A 17,123-nucleotide genomic window follows, 5' to 3' on the forward strand; every position below is an offset into this window, starting at 1 on the left:
GAGTCACAACCCCACACCCCCGAACTCCCCACCAGCCCGACGACACCCACGCCCCGATTACGGCAGTAATCCGTGTCCCGATTACGGCAGTAATCCGTGCACCGACCGGCAGTCGCACCGCCTCTCCCCCAGGTGGGCCTCCCGATTTCAGTGGAAATCCTCTGTCGGATTTCAGTGGAAGTCGGAACCCGGATTTCCACTGAGATCGGGAAGCAGGGTGACCACCGCGGGTCTGGACGGTCCCACCGACCGCGCCGACAACCACCCTGATCAGGGGCGTGATTGTCGGCGTGATCTGGTGTTCTGGACGGGACTAGCGGCTCTTCGGTGTCGACCGGTCTGGCCGTGGTCCACGTCCTGAGTTGGGGGTGTGGGGTTTCGGGGGGTGTCGGGTCAGGGCTTGGTGGTGGTTTCCAGGGCTGTTCGGGTTCCGAGGAGGAGCATCGCTGCGCCGGTGGTGGTTTCGAGGGTGCGGCGGACGGTGTCCCGGGCCAGGGCGGTGCGGATCGCGCCGACCAGCCAGGAGGTGATGCGCCACCAGAGCAGGGCCACTGCGACGAAGACCAGGGTCAGCACCGCCGAGGTGAGCGCTCTCGGTTCGGTGGGGCCGATGAACTGCGGCAGCAGGGTCAGGAACAGCAGCGCGATCTTGGGGTTGAGCAGGTCGCTGACGAAGCCCTGCCGGAACGCCGTCCTGCGGTCGATGCCAACGCCGTCGGCCGATCCTGCGCCGAGGGCGCTCGCGGGTTGGCGGCGGTCGCGCCAGGTCTTCCACAACGTGCTGGCACCGAGCCACAGCAGGTAGGCAGCTCCGGCGAGCTTGACCACCGCCTACGCCTCCCCCGAGGCCGCCAGCACCGCGGACAGGCCCACCACCGACGCCGCGGCGTGCACGAACATCCCGCGGCACACGCCCAAGCCCGTCCACCACATGGCGGTGCTGCCGCCGCGCAGGCTGTTGCGCAGGCCCAGTGCCGTGTCCGGTCCGGGGACCACGGTGAGCACGACCACCAGGACGAGGAACGGAAGCAGCTGCTCAGGAATCACTCCCCCGGTCACGGACGGCACCTTAGCAACGACGAATGCGGCCCCGCCTCGGACAGGCGGAGCCGCATTCGCGGGCTCGGTCAGGCCGGCTGCTTGACCGCCGGTTCCGGATCAGGGGTTCCCAGGACCTCGTGCTCGATGGCCTCCAGGCTCTTGCCCTTGGTCTCGATCAGTCCACGTTGGACGAACCAGAAGGACAGCACCGCCATCAGCGCGAAGAACAGGAACATCGCGCCCGGACCGGTGATGTCCAGCAGGACCGGGAAGACCAGGGCGACGGCCATGTTGAACAACCAGTTGAACACCAGGCAGATGCCCACCGCGGAACCGCGCATGCGCAGCGGGAACAGCTCGGGGAGCATCACCCACTGCACCGGCCCCCACGACACCGCGAACGAGGCGATGTAGACCAGGATGCTGCCCAGCGTGATCGCCACCAGCAGCGGACCGTAGGAGACGCCGACGACGTTGGCCACGCCGAGGACCAGCATCGACACGAGCATGCCGATGCTCCCCACCGCCAGCAGCGACTTGCGGCCGACGCGGTCGATCATGCGCAGCGCGGGCAGCGTCATCAGCACGTTGACCACGCCGATGCCGACGTTGGCCAGGATCGCCCCGGAGGTGCCGAAGCCCAGCGTCGTCAGCAGCGTCGGGGCGTAGTAGATGATGGTGTTGATCCCGATGAAGTTCTGGAAGAACACCAGCCCCAGGCCCAGCAGCACGACCCGGCGCAGCCTCGGGGTGAGCAGTTCCCGGACGCCGACGGCGTTCTCGGCTTCCTTCTCGCGATCAGCGGCCTGGATCTCGTCGAGCTCCTGCTCGACCTCCTCGGCGTTGGAACCGCGCAGGCTCGTCAGCACCGCGCGGGCCTGGTCGGCTCGACCGTGCTTGACCAGCCAGCGCGGGCTCTCCGGCTGGAAGTAGATGCCGATTCCCAGCAGCACCGCCGGGACCGCGCCGAGACCGAGCATCCAGCGCCACGAACCGGTGTCGGCCAGCGCGTAGTCGGTCACGTAGGCCACGAGGATGCCGACGGTGACCAGCAGCTGCATCGGGACGTGAGCCCGCCGCGCGACTGCTTCGGCGCGAGCTCGGTCAGGTACAGCGGAACCACCACCGAGGCGATGCCGACACCGATGCCGATGACGAACCGGAAGGCGACCAGCATCCACGCCGTGGTGGCGAGCATCGCGCCCACCGTTCCGGCGGTGAACACCACTGCGGCGCACAGGATCAGCCGGCGCCGGCCCCACACGTCGGCGAGGCGCCCGGACGCACCGGCACCCGCCATCGCACCGACCAGCAACCCGCTGACCACGAGTCCCTGCTGGAACGGGGTCAACGGGATGTCCTGCTTGATGAACAGCATGGCACCGGAGATCACTCCCGTGTCATAACCCCACAAGATCCCGCCCAGCGCCCCGAATATCCAGATCAGCGCGTTGCGCGTGCGCGAACGCGCCGGTGCGGGGGTGGTTGGCGTCATTGCACGAAACCCTTCGTCGAATTCACAGGAGGACGTCTCGCCACGCGCGCCGCGGCGGAGACGCCTAGGAGAGCTGTTGAGGAATGCGGCGGAGCCGCTGTTTCAGTTGTGGGACTCAGCCCGCACCGCCGCGCAAAGCAATTCCTCAAAAGCCTCTAGCGCGCGATCGGGGACACGTGGATCTTGTGGCCCTCTCCGGCGCGGAACTTCTTGATCGCCTCGGCGTAGTCCGCCAGCGGCAACGTCGCGGACACCAGCTGCTCGACGTCGAGCGCACCGGAGGCGATCAGTTCGATCGCCGGCTGAAAACCGTTGTGCACGGCCATCGAACCGAGGATGTCGATCTCCTCGTGGTAGACGCGGAACGGCGAGAAGCTCGCGGTCGCGTTGGGGTCCGAGACGCCGAACTGCAGGAACGTGCCGCCCTTGCGGACCCGTCCGAGACCGTCCTCGATCGCGGGCACCGCACCGGTGGCGTCGATGACCACGTCGTAGCCGTCGGGCTGTTCCAACTCGTCGGCCGAGGTGGTCGCGCGGTCGGCGGCGAAGGACTGCGCGAAGTCGAGGCGCGAGGCGTTGAGGTCGACCACCGACACCGACGCGGCCCCGGACCTGCGCACCAGCGCCGCCATCAGCAGGCCCATCGTGCCCGCGCCGTAGATCAGGTAGTGCGAACCGGGCAGCCTCGGCAACCGGCTCACCCCGTGGACCGCGCAGGACAGCGGTTCGACCATCGCCGCGGCCGTGTAGGAGACCCTCGAGGGCAGCGCGAAGCAGATGTCGGCGGGAACGGCGACGAGTTCCGCCGCCGCGCCCGACCGGCTCACGCCGATGGCGTCCCAGACCTGGCAGAGGTTTCCGCGCCCCGCCCGGCACCAGCGGCAGGTGCCGCACGGCAGGTTCGGGTCGACCGCGACGCGGTCGCCGACCGCGAGGCCGATCACGCCCTCACCGAGTTCGACGACCTCGCCGGCGAACTCGTGCCCGGGAGTCAGCGGGTAGTCGGTGGGCAGGACGCCGTCGACCAGGTGCAGGTCGGTTCCGCACAGTCCGCAGGCGTGCACCCGCACGACCACCTGCCCACCGGCCGGTGTGGGGTCTGCGACGTCCTTGACGACGGCCTGACCTGGTCCTTCGATCACTACGGCTTGCAAGATCACTCATTCCGATTCCGCGTGCCCTCGGCGCACGCACGCTGGTGCACACCCGACGGAGGGCCGCGGAATCCGCCCGCTCCGTCGCGATGTGCCGCACAAGCTAGCTTCGAGTTAAGCGCTTAGGCAAGCGCTTAACTCCATGTTAAATTCCCAGCCCGAAACCGGGAACGAGGGAGCTCCGCGAGGTGGAGATCGGAGATTTCGGGCGCGCGTCGGAGTCGGCGCCATCACGACTCGACGACACCCGGCAAGCGCGCCGGAGAACCTGAAAAGACCCGAGCGACAACGGGTTCAGGTCAGCTGGGGTTTCTCGACTTGCGCACCGCGGGGTCTGGCCGGGGGCAGTTCTGGTCCGGCATTTCGGACGTCATCCGTGGAGGGTTCGGACCAGAACCGCCCCCCGGCAACAGCTCGTGACGAGCGGGGCTACTTCTTGAGTCCGGTGCCGTGAATTCCGTGCTTCTCGACGACGGCGAGCTCCTCGTCCGTCAGCGGCGGGAACTCCAGCGCCTGGACGTTGTGGTCGAGCTGCCAAACCGAGCTCGCACCGATGAGCGCGGAGGTGACCTCCGGCCGCCGCAGGACCCACTGCAGCGCGAGCTGGGCCAGCGACTGTCCGCGCTGCTGGGCGAGCTCGTTGAGCGCCGCCGCGCGCTCGCGGTAGGTCTCGTCGATGACGTCGGGCGACAGGAACGCGCTGTTCTCCGCGCGCGCCCCGGAGGGGACGCCCTTCAGGTACTTGTCGGTGAGCAGGCCCTGCGCCAGCGGCGAGTACACGACCAGGCCGAAACCGTCATCAGCGGCGAGATCCAGCAGGCCGTTGTTCTCCGGCGTGCGGTCGAAGATCGAGTAGCGCGGCTGGTGGACCAGCAGCGGCACGCCCGCCTCGCGCAGCAGCTCGGCGGCGCGGTGGGCGCGGTCCGGCTGGTAGTTGGAGACGGCGACGTAGAGCGCCTTGCCCTGCTGCACCGCGCTGACCAGCGCACCCACCGTCTCCTCCAGCGGGGTGCTCTCGTCCGGGCTGTGGCTGTAGAAGATGTCGACGTGGTCGGTGCCCAGATCGCGCAGGCTGTGCTCCAGCGAGGACAGCAGCGACTTCCGGGAGCCGCCCTTCTGGTACGGGCCGGGCCCGATGGGGTTGCCCGCCTTGGTCGACAGGATCAGCTCGTCGCGGTGCGGCGCGAGGTCCTTGGCCAACACCTTCCCGAAGAACTTCTGCGCGGCGCGGTGCGGCGGGCCGTACCGGTCGGCGTTGTCGAAGTGCGTGATGCCCAGGTCGAAGGCGTGCAGCACGATCTCGCGCTGCGTCTCGTACGGGTAGTCGGTGCCGAACTTCTGCCACAGGCCGAAGGAGAACGCGGGCAGGTCCAATCCGGACGCCCCTGCGCGCCGGTACTCCATCTTCTCGTAGCGGTCCTCGCTCGCCGCGTAGGTCTTCTCGTAAGCCCCGTGGCCCATCGGTCGTCTTCCTCCGGTCTGTCGGGTTCAACTCCCCCCGGACCTCGCTCGGTCCAGGTCACGACCCGTCATGCAACCACTTCGGACGCCGGGGAGCAGCTCGATCGTCTCCGGTCTCACAGGGCAGCACGCGGCCGGCGGGTTCTCCCCGAACCCGCCGGCCGCCGGAGCTCAGCTCCGCTTCGCGTACTCGCTGGCGCCGTACCAGTCGACGAGGACGACGTCCTCGTCGCCCACCACCCAGGCGTCGTGGCCCTGCGGCAGGGAACTGACCCAGCCGGGGCCGACGTCGAACTCGTTGCCGTCCGACATCTTCACGTGCAACGTCCCCGAGACGTGGTACTGGAAGTGGGGTGCCTCGCACCAGTCGGTGCCGGCGATGGGTTTGACGTCCTTGCTCCACTGCCACCCGGGGTGCAGCACGAGACGACCGATCGTGCCGCCCGCCATCTCGAGCACCTCGGCGCGGCCGTGCTCGAACTCGCGCACGTCATCCGGCCGGTCGAAGCCGCGGCATTCGACCGCTTGCGTGCTGTGCATGGTCATGATCCGCTCCTTCCGAGCGCTACCCCACCAGCGTGGGCCCGCCGCGAACCAGGAGCCAGGGGCTTTCTGCCCCGCCCCTCACGCCGGCCCGACGGTGACGCGGAAGTTGCCGCGCTGGACGTGCATCGTCCAGAGCTTCTCGGCCAGCGCGTCCGGGGCGAACATCGGGTCTCCCCCGCCGATGGTCCCGGGAACGACGAGCTGCCCGACGTGGATCCGGGGCGCGAGGGCGTCGTGCAGCATCGTGCCGTAGGCGGACTCACCGGCGAACGCGACGGAGGTGCCCGCGACGTTGCCGTTGGGCGTCGCCGCGCTACCGCCGTTGACCAGCAGGACCGTGCCCTTGCCCAGCTCGGTCATCCCGGGCAGCACCTGCTGCACGGCGGTGACCGAGCCGTGCAGCGAGAACTCGACGGCGGCGGCGAAGTCGTCGACGCCGGTGTCGAGCACGGGCCGCAGGAACTCCCGGCGCGGTGCCGGGCTGTACTGCAGCACCTCGATGGGTCCGAGATCGTCGGCGGCGGATTTCAGCGCCTCCACCACGCGTTCCCGGTCCTGCACGTCGGCGGAGTACCCGCGAGCGCGGACCCCGCCGTCGCCGAGTTCGGCGGCGAGGCGGTCGACGTTGTCCTGGGTGCGCGAGATCAAGGCGGCGGAGAAGCCCTCCCGCCCGAACCTGCGCGCCGCGGCGGCGCCCAGTCCCGGACCGGCACCGATGATCGCGATGGTGGTCATGACTCCCCTTTCAGCGGACGAACGTCCGGCACGTCGTGCCTGCCCCTCGGATGCGCCGGGCCTCCATACAACACCTCCGAGGCCGCTCCGGCGAGGCCGTCAGGCCGGTACCTCCGCCGAGAGTTCGGCCAGGGTCTCGCGGATCGCGGTCATCCGCTCGCGGTACTTCTCGACCGCATCGAGCTTGATCTGCTCGTAGCCGCGGATCATGTCGGGCAGTCCGGCGAGTTCCACCGCCGCGGGCAGGGTGGTTCCGCTGAGGGCTGGCAGCGCTTCCTCGACGGCCGTGCGGTATTCGGCGATCAGGGCGCGTTCGACCTTGCGGACGTGGGCGTGTCCGAACGGGTCGAGGGCGCTGCCGCGCAGCCGCCGGAGTCCGCGCAGCACGCGGAACGCGGGGCGGAACCACGGGCCCAGCGCGATCTTGCGCCGCATGCCCAGGGCCCGGAGCACGGGCGGGTGCAGCCGGTAGCTCACCTTGGCGCCCGGTCCCCACTGCGCGCGCACGGCGTCGTCCAGCGCCGGGTCGAGCGAGAGCCGGGCGACCTCGTACTCGTCCTTGTAGGCCATGAGCTTGAACAGGTGGCGGGCCACCGCCTCGGTCAGCGCCGTGCTGCCCGGGACCACTTCGTCCTCACGGGCGCGGACGTGATCGACGAAGCGCCGGTAGTCGGCGGCGTAGCGGGCGTGCTGGTAGTCGGTGAGCTCGTCGGTGCGGTGCGCGATCAGCTCGTCGAGGCTCATCGGCTCGGGTTCGGGCGCGGCGTTGCCCACGAGGGCGCGGCGGCCGTGACCGAAGGCCAGCAGGTTCTCCTCGACGCGCACGCCGTTGAGGCGGATCGCCTGTTCGACCGCCTCGGCCGGCAGCGGGAGCGCCCCGGCCTGGAAGGCCGCCCCGACCAGCAGCATGTTGGCGAACTGCTCGTCGCCGAACAGCTCCAGCGAGAGCCGGTCGGCGGCGAGGTGGTGCGCCCGCGCCACGTGCTCGTCGACGGCCGAGCGGATGCTGCCCTGGTCGGGGAAGGTCGCGGTGGGGTCCACGACCATGCGTCCGGTGGGGACCTCCGCGGTGGACACGACCGCGATCGTGCAGTCCTGGCTGGTGGCCTTGAGCTGGCCGGGGTCGGTGGCCACGAGGGAGTCGCACCCCAGGTAGAGGTCGCATTCGCCGTCGGTGATCTTGGCGGCTCGTGCGATCGGGGTGGTGCTGATCTTGACGTCGGAGACGACCGCGCCGCCCTTCTGCGCCAGGCCGGTCTGGTCGAGGGCGCGCACGTGCCTGCCGTCGATGGCCGCGGCGGTGGCCAGCACCTGGGCCACGGTCACCACTCCGGTGCCGCCGACTCCGGTGATGCGCAGGGTGAAGTCGTCGACCGGGACCTGCGGCTCCGCCTCGGGCAAGGGACCCACCGGCGGCACGACCGGGGTCGCGGAGCGCTTCTCGGCGTCGGGGACGACGGTGACGAACGACGGGCAGTCGCCGTCCAGGCACGAGTAGTCGAGGTTGCAGGAGGACTGGTGGATCTGCGTCTTGCGACCGAACTCGGTGTCGACCGGGCGGACCGAGAGGCAGTTCGACTTCTGCCCGCAGTCACCGCACCCCTCGCACACCCGCTCGTTGATCATGACCTTGGTCGCCGGGGTCGGCTGCGATCCGCGCTTGCGCTTGCGCCGCTTCTCGGCCGCGCACTCCTGGTCGTGCACGAGGACCGTCACGCCCGGTTCGCGGGACAGCTCGGTCTGGACCTCGACGAGCTCGTCCCGGTGGCGCACGCTCACCCGGTCGCGGAGCACCCCGGCTCGGCGCAACGCCTTCCGCACGCGTTCCGGCCGGTCACCGGTCACGACGATGCGGGAGACCCCTTCTGCCAGCACGGTTTCCACCAGCTGCGGCAGGCCACCGCGAGCGCCGACCGCGTCCTGCCCGCCGGTCATGGCAACCGTCGAGTTGAACAGGATCTTGAACGTCATCGGTGACCCGGCGGCCACCGCCGCCCGGATCGCGAGGCTGCCCGAGTGGGCGAAGGTCCCGTCGCCGAGGTTCTGCAGGTAGTGGGTGGTGCGGACGAACGGCGCCATGCCGATCCAGTGCGCGCCCTCCCCACCCATCTGCGTGAGCCCGGTCACGGTGCCGACCTGCTCCTCCGGCATCAGCAGGACCATCGCGTGGCAGCCGATGCCACCGCCGACCAGCGCTCCTTCCGGAGGTTTCGTCGAGGAGTTGTGCGGGCAGCCGGAGCAGAAGTAGGGGGTGCGGGCGGCCAGCGGCAGCACGATCCGCTCGGGCCGCTTCGCGTCCTGCGTGGACTGAACGGGGAATCCGTTGTCGCGCAGGCGTCGTCGCAGCCCGGCCGCGGCTGCGCTCGGGTCGAGCTCGCCGACGTCGCTGAACAACCGGGCGCCGTGCGGGTCCCGCTTCCCGGTCACGCGGGGAGCACCCGGAATCCCGTAGAGAATCTCCTTGACCGCGACCTCCAGGAAGGCCCGCTTGTCCTCCACCACCACGATCTCGTCGAGCCCGCTGGCGAACTCGCGCACGATCTCCGGTTCGACCGGGACCACCGCCCCCAGCTTCAGGAGGCGCACTCCCAGTTTCTCGCAGGCGGATTCGTCGAGGCCGAGCTCGTCCAGCGCCTGCCGCACGTCGAGGTAGGTCTTGCCGGCCGCGACGATCCCGATCCGGGCCGGGCCGGCCGCGCCCAGGATCCGGTTGACGCCGCTGCGCCGCAGGTACTCCAGCGCGGTCGGCATCCTGACCTGGTGCAGGCTGCGCTCCAGCTCGGCGAGGTCGGGGCCGAGCAGTCGCGCGTGCGGGACGTGCGAGTAGGCCCGCAGGCCGCCGGGAAGCCCGTCCACGTCGGGCGCGGTCCACCGCGGATCGACGTGCGCGGTCGTGGCGCCGTCGGCGACGTTGGTGGCGACCTTCATCGCCGTCCACAGCCCGCTGGCGCGGGACAGCTCGACCGCGTGCAGACCGTGGTCGATGACCTCCTGGGAATCCGCCGGGTAGAAGGTCGGCATCTGCAGGTCCGCGAGCGCGGGTTCGGACGAGCAGGGCACGCTGGAGGACTTCGCGCTCGGGTCGTCGCCGACGAGCGCGACGACGCCGCCCTTCGGGGACGTGCCGATCAAGGCGGCGTGCCGGATCGCGTCGGTGGCCCGGTCCAGTCCCGGGGCCTTGCCGTACCAGAAGCCTGTGACCCCGTCGGTGGTCAGCTCGGCGACCTGCCCGGCGATCTGGGTGCCGACCAGCGCGGTCGCGGCGAGCTCCTCGTTGAGCGCCGGCGCGTGCACCACGCCGTGGTCGGCCATCAGCCGCGCGCGGCGCTGGATCTCCAGGTCGTAACCGGCCAGCGGTGATCCCTCGTAGCCGGTGACGTACAGCGAACCGCGGTGCCCTTCCCGCCGGTCGTGCCGGCTCCGGTCGAGCAGGACTCGCACGAGCGCCTGCACGCCGGTCAGGTACACCGCACCGTCCTCGGCCAGGTAGCGGGCGTCGAGCGAGAACGAACCGCGGGTCGGCGTGTCGATGGTCGTGCTCAAGCCGGCACCTCTTCCAGCGCGTCGAGACGAGACGCGGGTCACGTTAAGCCTGGTCACCCGGTTGTTCAACTGATGCAACATTTTCTAGGCCAACGGCCAGATTTCACCGTGTCGCGAGATCCACAATCTGTGCCAGCGGTCGCCTCAGATGTACTTCTGGTGCACAACCGAACGTCGAGGCGCGATTCACTGATCACCTGGCACCTCGTGGCCAGCAAAATCATGATCGAATTGCACAACTGGTCCAGAAATCGTCTCCACTATTTACGCACTGGACACCGGCGGTTACGTTCTCGCTCCACAACGGCCCAGCCGCAGCCCTCACGACAACGAGGTCCGATCGCTCAGCGCCGAGCGCGACATGGGGATGCAACCGCCATGACCAACAGCCTGATCCTGCTCAACACCGCGTTCGCGATCCTCGCCGCGGTACTGATGATCACCCGGTTCCGGGTCAATCCCGTGATCGCACTGCTGCTCAGCTCCTCCTACCTCGGAATGACCTCCGGTCTGGGCGTCGACGGCACCATCGAGGCCATCACTCGCGGCTTCGGCGACCTGATGGCCGAGATCGGCCTGCTCGTGGCCTTCGGCGTCCTCGCGGGATCGCTGCTGCAGCGGTCGGGCGCGATCGAGCGGCTGATCGAAGCCCTGCTCAAGCGGATCGGCCCGAAGCGCATGCCCTACGCGCTGTCGGTCAGCGTCGCGACCGTGCTCCAATCGATCTTCCTGGACGTGCTGGTCGTGATCGTGGCACCGCTGGCGCGCGGACTGGGCGTGCGCATCGGCAAGGCGGGCACGCCCCGGATGATCTCGGCGATGGCGATCGGCATGGAGGTCGGCGTCGTCATGGTCGTGCCGGGCATCGCCGCGCTCGCCCTTGCCGGCGTGCTCGGCGTCCCGCTGGGAACCATGCTGTCGCTCGGCCTGCTCGTCGCGGTTCCCACCACCGTCATCTCGGTGGCGATCATGCAGTTCGTGTTCCGCCACGGCTGGTGGGACGAGACCAAGGACGAACTTCCCGCATCCGCTGCGATCACCGGCAGCGGAACCGAGGGCGCATCGGACCCGCTGGGTTCGGGCGGTGCGCGGTCGACGAAATCCGTTGCGCCCAGCGCTGTCGCGTCCGAAGCGGGGGTCACCACGACCTCCCGGCCGCCGCTGCTCCTGCTGTTCGCCCCGGTCCTGGGTGCGCTGGTGCTGATCGCGACCGGTGCGTCCCTCGACGTCGTCGGGCTGGAGATCGCGCCGCTGGCCTTCGTGTGCGACCCGGTGATCGCGCTGCTGGTGGGTCTCATCGGCACGATCCTCGTCACCCGGCGCGCGGTCGGGAAGGCAGCGATGGACGAGGCGCTGGGCAACGGATTCCGCGAGAGCGGGCAGATCCTCATCCTCAACGGGGTCGGCGGCTCGCTTGCGCTGACGATCGAGAACATCGGTCTCGGCGACATCCTCGGCCGGCACTTCTCGGCGAGCACCGCCTTCCCGCTGCTGATGGTGTGGGTGATCGCGGCGATCCTGCACGTCGCGGTCGGCTCGGTGTCGATCTCGGCGATCACGGCGGCCGGGATCCTCGCGCCCCTCGCGCCGGTGATCGGGCTCGACGCGGTGTGGATCGCGCTGGCGGCAGGCGCCGGATCGCTGTTAACCATCCACGTCACCAGCAACACCTTCTGGCTGTTGCAGTCGTTGACCGGACTGACCACCCGCGGCACGCTCAAGACCTTCTCGGCCTCGGTCTCGGTGGCCTCCGTCGTAGCCATCGCGGTGATCGTTCCGTTGTCGATGGTGCTCGGATGAGGCGCTCAGCGGCCGAGTTCGTCGTGCAGCTTGCGGATGAGCAGCGAGATCCTCGGCATGATGCGGCGGCTCAGCACCACCTCGGTGGAGATCCGCTCAACGCCGTCCACGGCGATGATCTGCTGCAGCACCTCCTCCAGCCCCGCGTTGTCCTTGGCGACCACGCGGCACAGCAGGTCGGCGTCACCGGCGACCGCGTTCGCCTCGATGACCTCGGGAATCCGGCTGAGGCCGTCGAGCGCGCGGTCCAACTTGCCCTGCGCGAGGTTGAGCCGGACGTAGGCCAGGCCCTGGTAACCCATGGCGGCCGGGTCGAACTGCGGTCGCCAGCTGATCAGGACGCCCAGGCGCTGCAACTTGTCCACCCGGGACTGCACCGTCGCCCTGGCCACGCCGAGCCGGCGGGCGTACTCGCGCACACCGGCCCGGGGTTCCTCGGCGATCAGCCGGAGCACGGCCATGTCCAGCGGCTCGAAGGGGGATGACATGCGCGCTCCTCCAGGGGCGAGTGGTCCGACGGCCGGACGTTGGCATCCGACGTGGTCGATCTGTTGTACCAGATGTTCACACATCCGGTAATGAACTGATCCAGAGGTCAGCTGGACCCAGCCCGAACGAATCCGACGAGCTGAACGAGGAGGCCCCGTTGGCCCGGACCCTGGCCGAGAAGGTCTGGAACTCCCACGTCGTGCGCACCGACGGCGCGCAGGACCTGCTCTACGTGGACCTGCACCTGCTCCACGAGATCAACACCCCGATCGCGTTCGACGGCCTGCGCGCTGCGGGACGCGCGGTCCGCCGACCCGACCTCACCCTCGGCACCGAGGACCACCTGGTCCCGACGCAGAACCTGTTCAAGCGCATCGAAGAACCCGCGATGCGGCGGCAGGCCGCGCTGCTGGCCGAGAACTGCGCGGAGTTCGGCATCGAGGTCTACCGGCGCGGTGATCCCGAGCGGGGCATCGCCCACGTCATCGGCCCCGAGCTCGGACTCGTCCACCCCGGCATGACGGTCGTGTGCTGCGACTCGCACACCACGACGATGGGCGCGTTCGGCGCGCTGGCGATGGGCATCGGGACCTCGCAGGTCGAGCACGTGCTGGCCACCCAGACCCTACCGCTGACCAGGCCGAAGACGATGCGAGTCACCGTCACCGGGACGCTCGGCACGGGTGTCACCGGCAAGGACCTGATCCTCGCGCTCATCGCCCAGATCGGCACCCTGGGCGCGCAGGGGCACGTCGTGGAGTACCAGGGCCCGGCGATCGAGGCGCTGTCGGTGGAGGCGCGGATGACGGTGTGCAACATGACCGTCGAGGCCGGTTCCCGCGCAGGCATGATCGCCGCCGACGACACGACGATCGACTACCTCGCGGGCCGCCCGCACGCGCCCACCGGGGCGGAGTGGGAGGCCGAGGTCGCCCACTGGCGGACGTTGCGCTCCGACGACGACGCCACCTTCGACACCGAGGTAGTCGTGGAGGGCGACGAGATCCGCCCGTTCGTCACCTGGGGGACCAATCCCGCGCAGGGCGCGCCGATCGACGCGACCGTACCCGATCCCGCCTCCTTCGCCGACCCGCAGGAACGCACCGCGGCCACCAGGGCTCTGTCCTACATGGACCTCAAGCCGGGCACGCCCTTGCGCGACATCGAGATCGACGCGGTCTTCATCGGTTCCTGCACCAACGGCCGGATCGAGGACCTGCGCGCCGCCGCCGACGTGCTGCGCGGCCGCTCCGTCGCCGACGGGGTGCAGGTCTACCTCGTGCCCGGCTCGGACGCGGTGCGCGGGCAAGCCGTCGCCGAAGGCCTCGACGAGGTGTTCACCGCCGCCGGGGTGCAGCTGCGCACCTCCGGGTGCTCGCTGTGCGCGGCGGTCAACGAGGACCGGCTGCGTCCCGGGCAGCGGGCAGCGTCGACCAACAACCGCAACTTCGAGGGCCGCCAGGGCAAGGGGGCGCGCACGCACGTCGTCTCCCCTGCCGTTGCCGCCGCCAGCGCCGTCACCGGCCGTCTCACCTCCCCCGCGGACCTGGAGCGCTAGATGCAGGAGTTCACCGTCCACACCGGACAGGCAGCACCGCTGCGCGCCGGTGACGTCGACACCGACCAGATCATCCCGGTCCGGTTCCTCACCCGCCTGACCAAGGCCGGTCACGGGCAGGACCTGTTCGCCGACTGGCGCGACGACCCCGGTTTCGTGCTCAACGTCGAGCCCTACTCGGCCGCGACGATCCTGGTGGCGGGCCCGAACTTCGGCACCGGTTCGTCTCGCGAAGGCGCGGTGTACGCGCTCACCGACTACGGGTTCCGCGCGGTCATCGCACCGCGCTTCGGTGACATCTTCGCCGGCAACGCCCACCAGAACGGGCTGCTGCCGGTGGTCGTGCCCACTCCGGTCGTCGAACGGCTGTGGAGGCTGCTCGAAGCCGAGCCGACCGCGCCGGTGACCGTCGACCTCATCGCCCGGCGAGTTCGGGCACGCGGGATCGACGAGCCCTTCCCGATCGAGCCCGACGTGCGCGAACGCATGCTCGCCGGGCTCGACGACATCGGCCTCACCCTGCACCACACCGACGACATCGCGGGCTACGAATCCCGACGACGTCCGGCCTTGCCCACCACCGGCCGGAGGTGGGCGGCCGATCGCCGGTGATCGGTCAGGTGCTGCGGGCGAGGAGGGTTTCGGCGCGGAGGGCGATCTCCATGGTGAGGCGGTCCTCGGGGTCGTTGAGGCGGTCGCCGAAGAGCTGTTCCAGCTTGTTCATGCGGTAGCGGACGGTCTGCGGGTGCACGCCCAGGCGATCGGCGAGTTCCCTGGCGCTGCCGCGTGATTGGAGCCAGACCAGCAGGGTTTCGCTGAGCCTCGCCCGCTGCTTGACCGTGAGCTCGCCGAGCGGGGCGAGGCAGTGGGCACCGATCTGGCGGACCAGGAACTCGTCGCTGAGCAGCCACAGCGTGGTGAGGTGCTCGGCGCAGCGAGTCAGCGGGCGGTCCGGGAGGACTCCGCGCTGCACCAGGTCGATGGCTTGCCGCGCCCAGCGCAGCGAGCGGGCCGCATCGCCGAGCCGGACCTTCGGGCCGATCGCGGCGCGCCTCCCGCGGAGCTCGGCCGCCAGGCCCGCCGGGTCGGCCGGTTCGTCGGGAACGAGCATGCACGGCGTGCTGCCGTCGACGTTCGCCAGCACCTCGCCGAACGGTTGGGCGGGGTCCTGCGCCAGCTCGTCGGAGCTGGGTTCGAGGGCGATGAGGGTGACCCACTCCGGCACGTCCCACCGGGCGCTGTCGGCGAGGTCCCCGATGGCCTGCGGGGACGCCGGCGTGTCGGCCAGCAGCAGTTCCAGGAGTCGGCGCCTGCGCCGGGCCAGCGTTCCCACCTCGCGCTCCTGGGCGATGGTGTAGCCCTCGATCGACAGCTTGGAGAGGTCGTCGACGTAGGCGAAGATCGCCTCGGCGCACAGGCACAGCAGGTCGACCTGGACGTCGAGGCGCTTGCCGAACTCCGCGAAGTGCCGCCAGGCGACCCGGCCGCCCACCCGGTAGGCGGTCTGCAGGCTCTCCAGGCCGCGGCCCGCGGCGAACTCCAGCTTGCCCAGCAGGCGGAAGTACTGCGACCAGCTGTCGACTCCGTCCTCGCCGTCGTCGCGAATGTTGTTGAGCGGCTGCAGGATCGCGTGCTCGATCCCCCGCGTGAAGTACACGCCGAAGGCGGTGTCCAGTGGTTGCGCGTACTCCGGGACCACGCCCTGGATCTCGCGCACGATCGCCTTGGCCAACGGGGCGACGTAAGGCCGGAAGCCTTCGCCGATCTCCTTCGGCAGCGCGGTGAACAGCGTTCTGGCCCGGCCGATCTCGGCGATCCCCGGCCTCATCTCGTTGTGCGAAGCTGGAATCCGACGCCGGGGGTCCATCCGCTGGCCGACGCCGCCGAACTGGGTTCTCCCGCGCGACCCTCCTTCTCGGACAGCTCCGGACCCGACGTCGATCGGCATATCTCTCCCCCAAGCGGCGAATCGGGGCTCAACGCGTTTCATTCGATAACACGTTCGCAATCATGAGAACATATGGACGACAGCCGGAACTGTCAACGCATCACCCTTCCGGTTTGCGTCCGCACATGCCGCTTTCGGCTATTCGGGTGGTGATTCTTTTGGCGAGTGCCAATTTTGCGGATTCCGCTTGTGCCGGAGATGACAAAACCCGCTCGCGTCGTCGCGTTCACACCTGCGGACTCCCACTTAAGCATCATGACCAGGACTTCGCGAAGAAGATTCACATCACCGTTCTTCCCAGTTTTCTCGGCTGGACGCGCTCGGAGCAATTGATTCAAAGTGACTAATGGGTCCGTTTTGACGAATTCCGGTCCGGTCCGTAACCGATTCCACCGGGGGCGGAATTCAACCCGAGAGCCGGAGCGAGTACCGGCCAGGCGGATCTCAGTTCCCGCTGCCAGTAGGGCCAATCGTGCGTTCCGCTCCCGTAGAAGTGCGCGGTCACCGCAATTCCTTCGGCGGCCAGCCGATCGGTGAAGCTCTTCGACGTGGCCAGCGACGCCGACTCCAGCGGGTCCATCTGCCCCGGCGGATCCAGCGGTCCCGTCAGCCCGTTGCCGGACGAGATGTGCACACCGATGCCGCGCAGCTCCTCCACGTGGTCGAACGGGTTGTGCTCCGACCAGATCCGATGGTTGATCACCTCGTCCCCCCACAGCGCCAGCGGGTTGAGCCCCTCGCGCACCAGGAGCCCCTTGATCACCGAGGGCGCGCCGGGGTGCAGCGTGTTCGGGATCCCGCTGAGCGACGCCGCGGCGCCGAACATCCCGCGGTGCCGGAGGGCGTAGGCCAGGGCGCCGTACCCGCCCATGGACACGCCGGCCACCGCCCGCTCGGTGCCCGCGCGGTAGCCGCGCTCCAGGATCTGGCGCAGCTCGGTGACGTGGAAGGTCTCCCAGTCCGGCGTCCCACCCGCGCCGAAGTTCCACCACGGCGAGTACATCCCGGCCGGTCCGCCGCTGGGCATGACGACCAGCACGTCCTCGTCCGCGGTGAACTCCTCGACGTCGGTGAACCACGTCCACGCCTGGTAGTCGGCCGTTTCGCAGCAACCGTGCAGCAGGTACAGCACCGGCCACGCCCGGTCCGGCTCCGCCGCCCAGCGGGTGGGCAGCAGCAGCCGGACCATCGCGGTTCCGCCCAGCGCGGGCGAAGCGATCTCCAGGTCGACCTCACGATCGTCCACTCTGAACTCCCGGATCACCCTCGCCCCGTCGTCCGCCGCCGCGCCGGGCGGTGCCGCCGCGCTGGAACCGGCACCCAGCAGCATCGCTGCCACGACCAGCACCGCCA

General features: G+C 69.6%; 11 protein-coding genes and 2 pseudogenes. 3 read left to right on the forward strand and 10 right to left on the reverse strand.

Features of this window, described 5'->3' with window-relative positions; all coding sequences use genetic code 11:
- Nucleotides 1–393: 393 nt before the first annotated feature.
- The 7 genes and pseudogenes from E1181_RS06780 to E1181_RS06810 all read right to left on the reverse strand — a co-directional run bounded on the left by E1181_RS06780 (nucleotide 394) and on the right by E1181_RS06810 (nucleotide 9,975).
- A pseudogene (locus E1181_RS06780) lies at nucleotides 394–1,068 on the reverse strand (LysE family translocator).
- Nucleotides 1,069–1,127: 59 nt separating this feature from the next.
- A pseudogene (locus E1181_RS06785) lies at nucleotides 1,128–2,416 on the reverse strand (sugar porter family MFS transporter); the annotation flags it as partial.
- Nucleotides 2,417–2,691: 275 nt separating this feature from the next.
- The gene (locus tag E1181_RS06790; protein WP_132673084.1) at nucleotides 2,692–3,690 is read right to left on the reverse strand and encodes a zinc-dependent alcohol dehydrogenase family protein; all 999 of its coding nucleotides are present in this window, start codon (nucleotides 3,688–3,690) and stop codon (nucleotides 2,692–2,694) included.
- Nucleotides 3,691–4,119: 429 nt separating this feature from the next.
- Nucleotides 4,120–5,151, reverse strand: a complete 1,032-nt coding sequence (locus tag E1181_RS06795) for an aldo/keto reductase (protein WP_132673085.1) — start codon at nucleotides 5,149–5,151, stop codon at nucleotides 4,120–4,122.
- A gap of 171 nt (nucleotides 5,152–5,322) precedes the next feature.
- Nucleotides 5,323–5,697, reverse strand: coding sequence for a cupin domain-containing protein (locus tag E1181_RS06800; RefSeq protein WP_235876522.1), 375 nt, complete (start codon nucleotides 5,695–5,697; stop codon nucleotides 5,323–5,325).
- A 78-nt stretch (nucleotides 5,698–5,775) separates the two neighbouring features.
- On the reverse strand, nucleotides 5,776–6,432 hold the full coding sequence (locus tag E1181_RS06805; protein WP_132673086.1) for an SDR family NAD(P)-dependent oxidoreductase: 657 nt from the start codon (nucleotides 6,430–6,432) through the stop codon (nucleotides 5,776–5,778).
- Nucleotides 6,433–6,531: 99 nt separating this feature from the next.
- Nucleotides 6,532–9,975, reverse strand: a complete 3,444-nt coding sequence (locus E1181_RS06810) for an indolepyruvate ferredoxin oxidoreductase family protein (protein ID WP_235876524.1) — start codon at nucleotides 9,973–9,975, stop codon at nucleotides 6,532–6,534.
- Between the two features lie 378 nt (nucleotides 9,976–10,353).
- Between E1181_RS06810 and E1181_RS06815 the strand changes: the two genes are divergently transcribed.
- A complete protein-coding gene (locus tag E1181_RS06815) occupies nucleotides 10,354–11,775 on the forward strand; it encodes a GntP family permease (protein ID WP_132673090.1) in 1,422 nt (473 codons plus the stop codon).
- A 5-nt stretch (nucleotides 11,776–11,780) separates the two neighbouring features.
- Here E1181_RS06815 and E1181_RS06820 read toward each other — a convergent pair whose 3' ends face one another.
- Nucleotides 11,781–12,263 carry an Lrp/AsnC family transcriptional regulator gene (locus E1181_RS06820; protein ID WP_132673091.1) on the reverse strand — a complete coding sequence of 161 codons (483 nt, stop codon included), beginning with the start codon at nucleotides 12,261–12,263 and terminating at the stop codon, nucleotides 11,781–11,783.
- Between the two features lie 158 nt (nucleotides 12,264–12,421).
- On the opposite strand from E1181_RS06820, the gene leuC reads away from it, so the two are divergent.
- Together leuC and leuD are read left to right on the forward strand one after the other, a co-directional pair.
- Nucleotides 12,422–13,822: a 3-isopropylmalate dehydratase large subunit gene (gene leuC, locus E1181_RS06825; RefSeq protein ID WP_132673092.1), complete on the forward strand. Its 1,401-nt coding sequence runs from the start codon at nucleotides 12,422–12,424 to the stop codon at nucleotides 13,820–13,822.
- Complete coding sequence (leuD, locus tag E1181_RS06830) at nucleotides 13,823–14,434, forward strand: 3-isopropylmalate dehydratase small subunit (RefSeq protein WP_132673093.1); 612 nt, start codon at nucleotides 13,823–13,825, stop codon at nucleotides 14,432–14,434.
- 4 nt (nucleotides 14,435–14,438) lie between these two features.
- Here leuD and E1181_RS06835 read toward each other — a convergent pair whose 3' ends face one another.
- Nucleotides 14,439–15,650 carry a helix-turn-helix domain-containing protein gene (locus tag E1181_RS06835; protein WP_207922038.1) on the reverse strand — a complete coding sequence of 404 codons (1,212 nt, stop codon included), beginning with the start codon at nucleotides 15,648–15,650 and terminating at the stop codon, nucleotides 14,439–14,441.
- Nucleotides 15,651–16,113: 463 nt separating this feature from the next.
- Nucleotides 16,114–17,100 carry an alpha/beta hydrolase gene (locus E1181_RS06840; protein WP_132673211.1) on the reverse strand — a complete coding sequence of 329 codons (987 nt, stop codon included), beginning with the start codon at nucleotides 17,098–17,100 and terminating at the stop codon, nucleotides 16,114–16,116.
- Between the last annotated feature and the right edge of the window lie 23 nt (nucleotides 17,101–17,123).

The sequence above is a fragment of the Saccharopolyspora terrae genome (assembly GCF_004348435.1).
In the GTDB taxonomy this organism is placed as follows: domain Bacteria; phylum Actinomycetota; class Actinomycetes; order Mycobacteriales; family Pseudonocardiaceae; genus Saccharopolyspora; species Saccharopolyspora endophytica.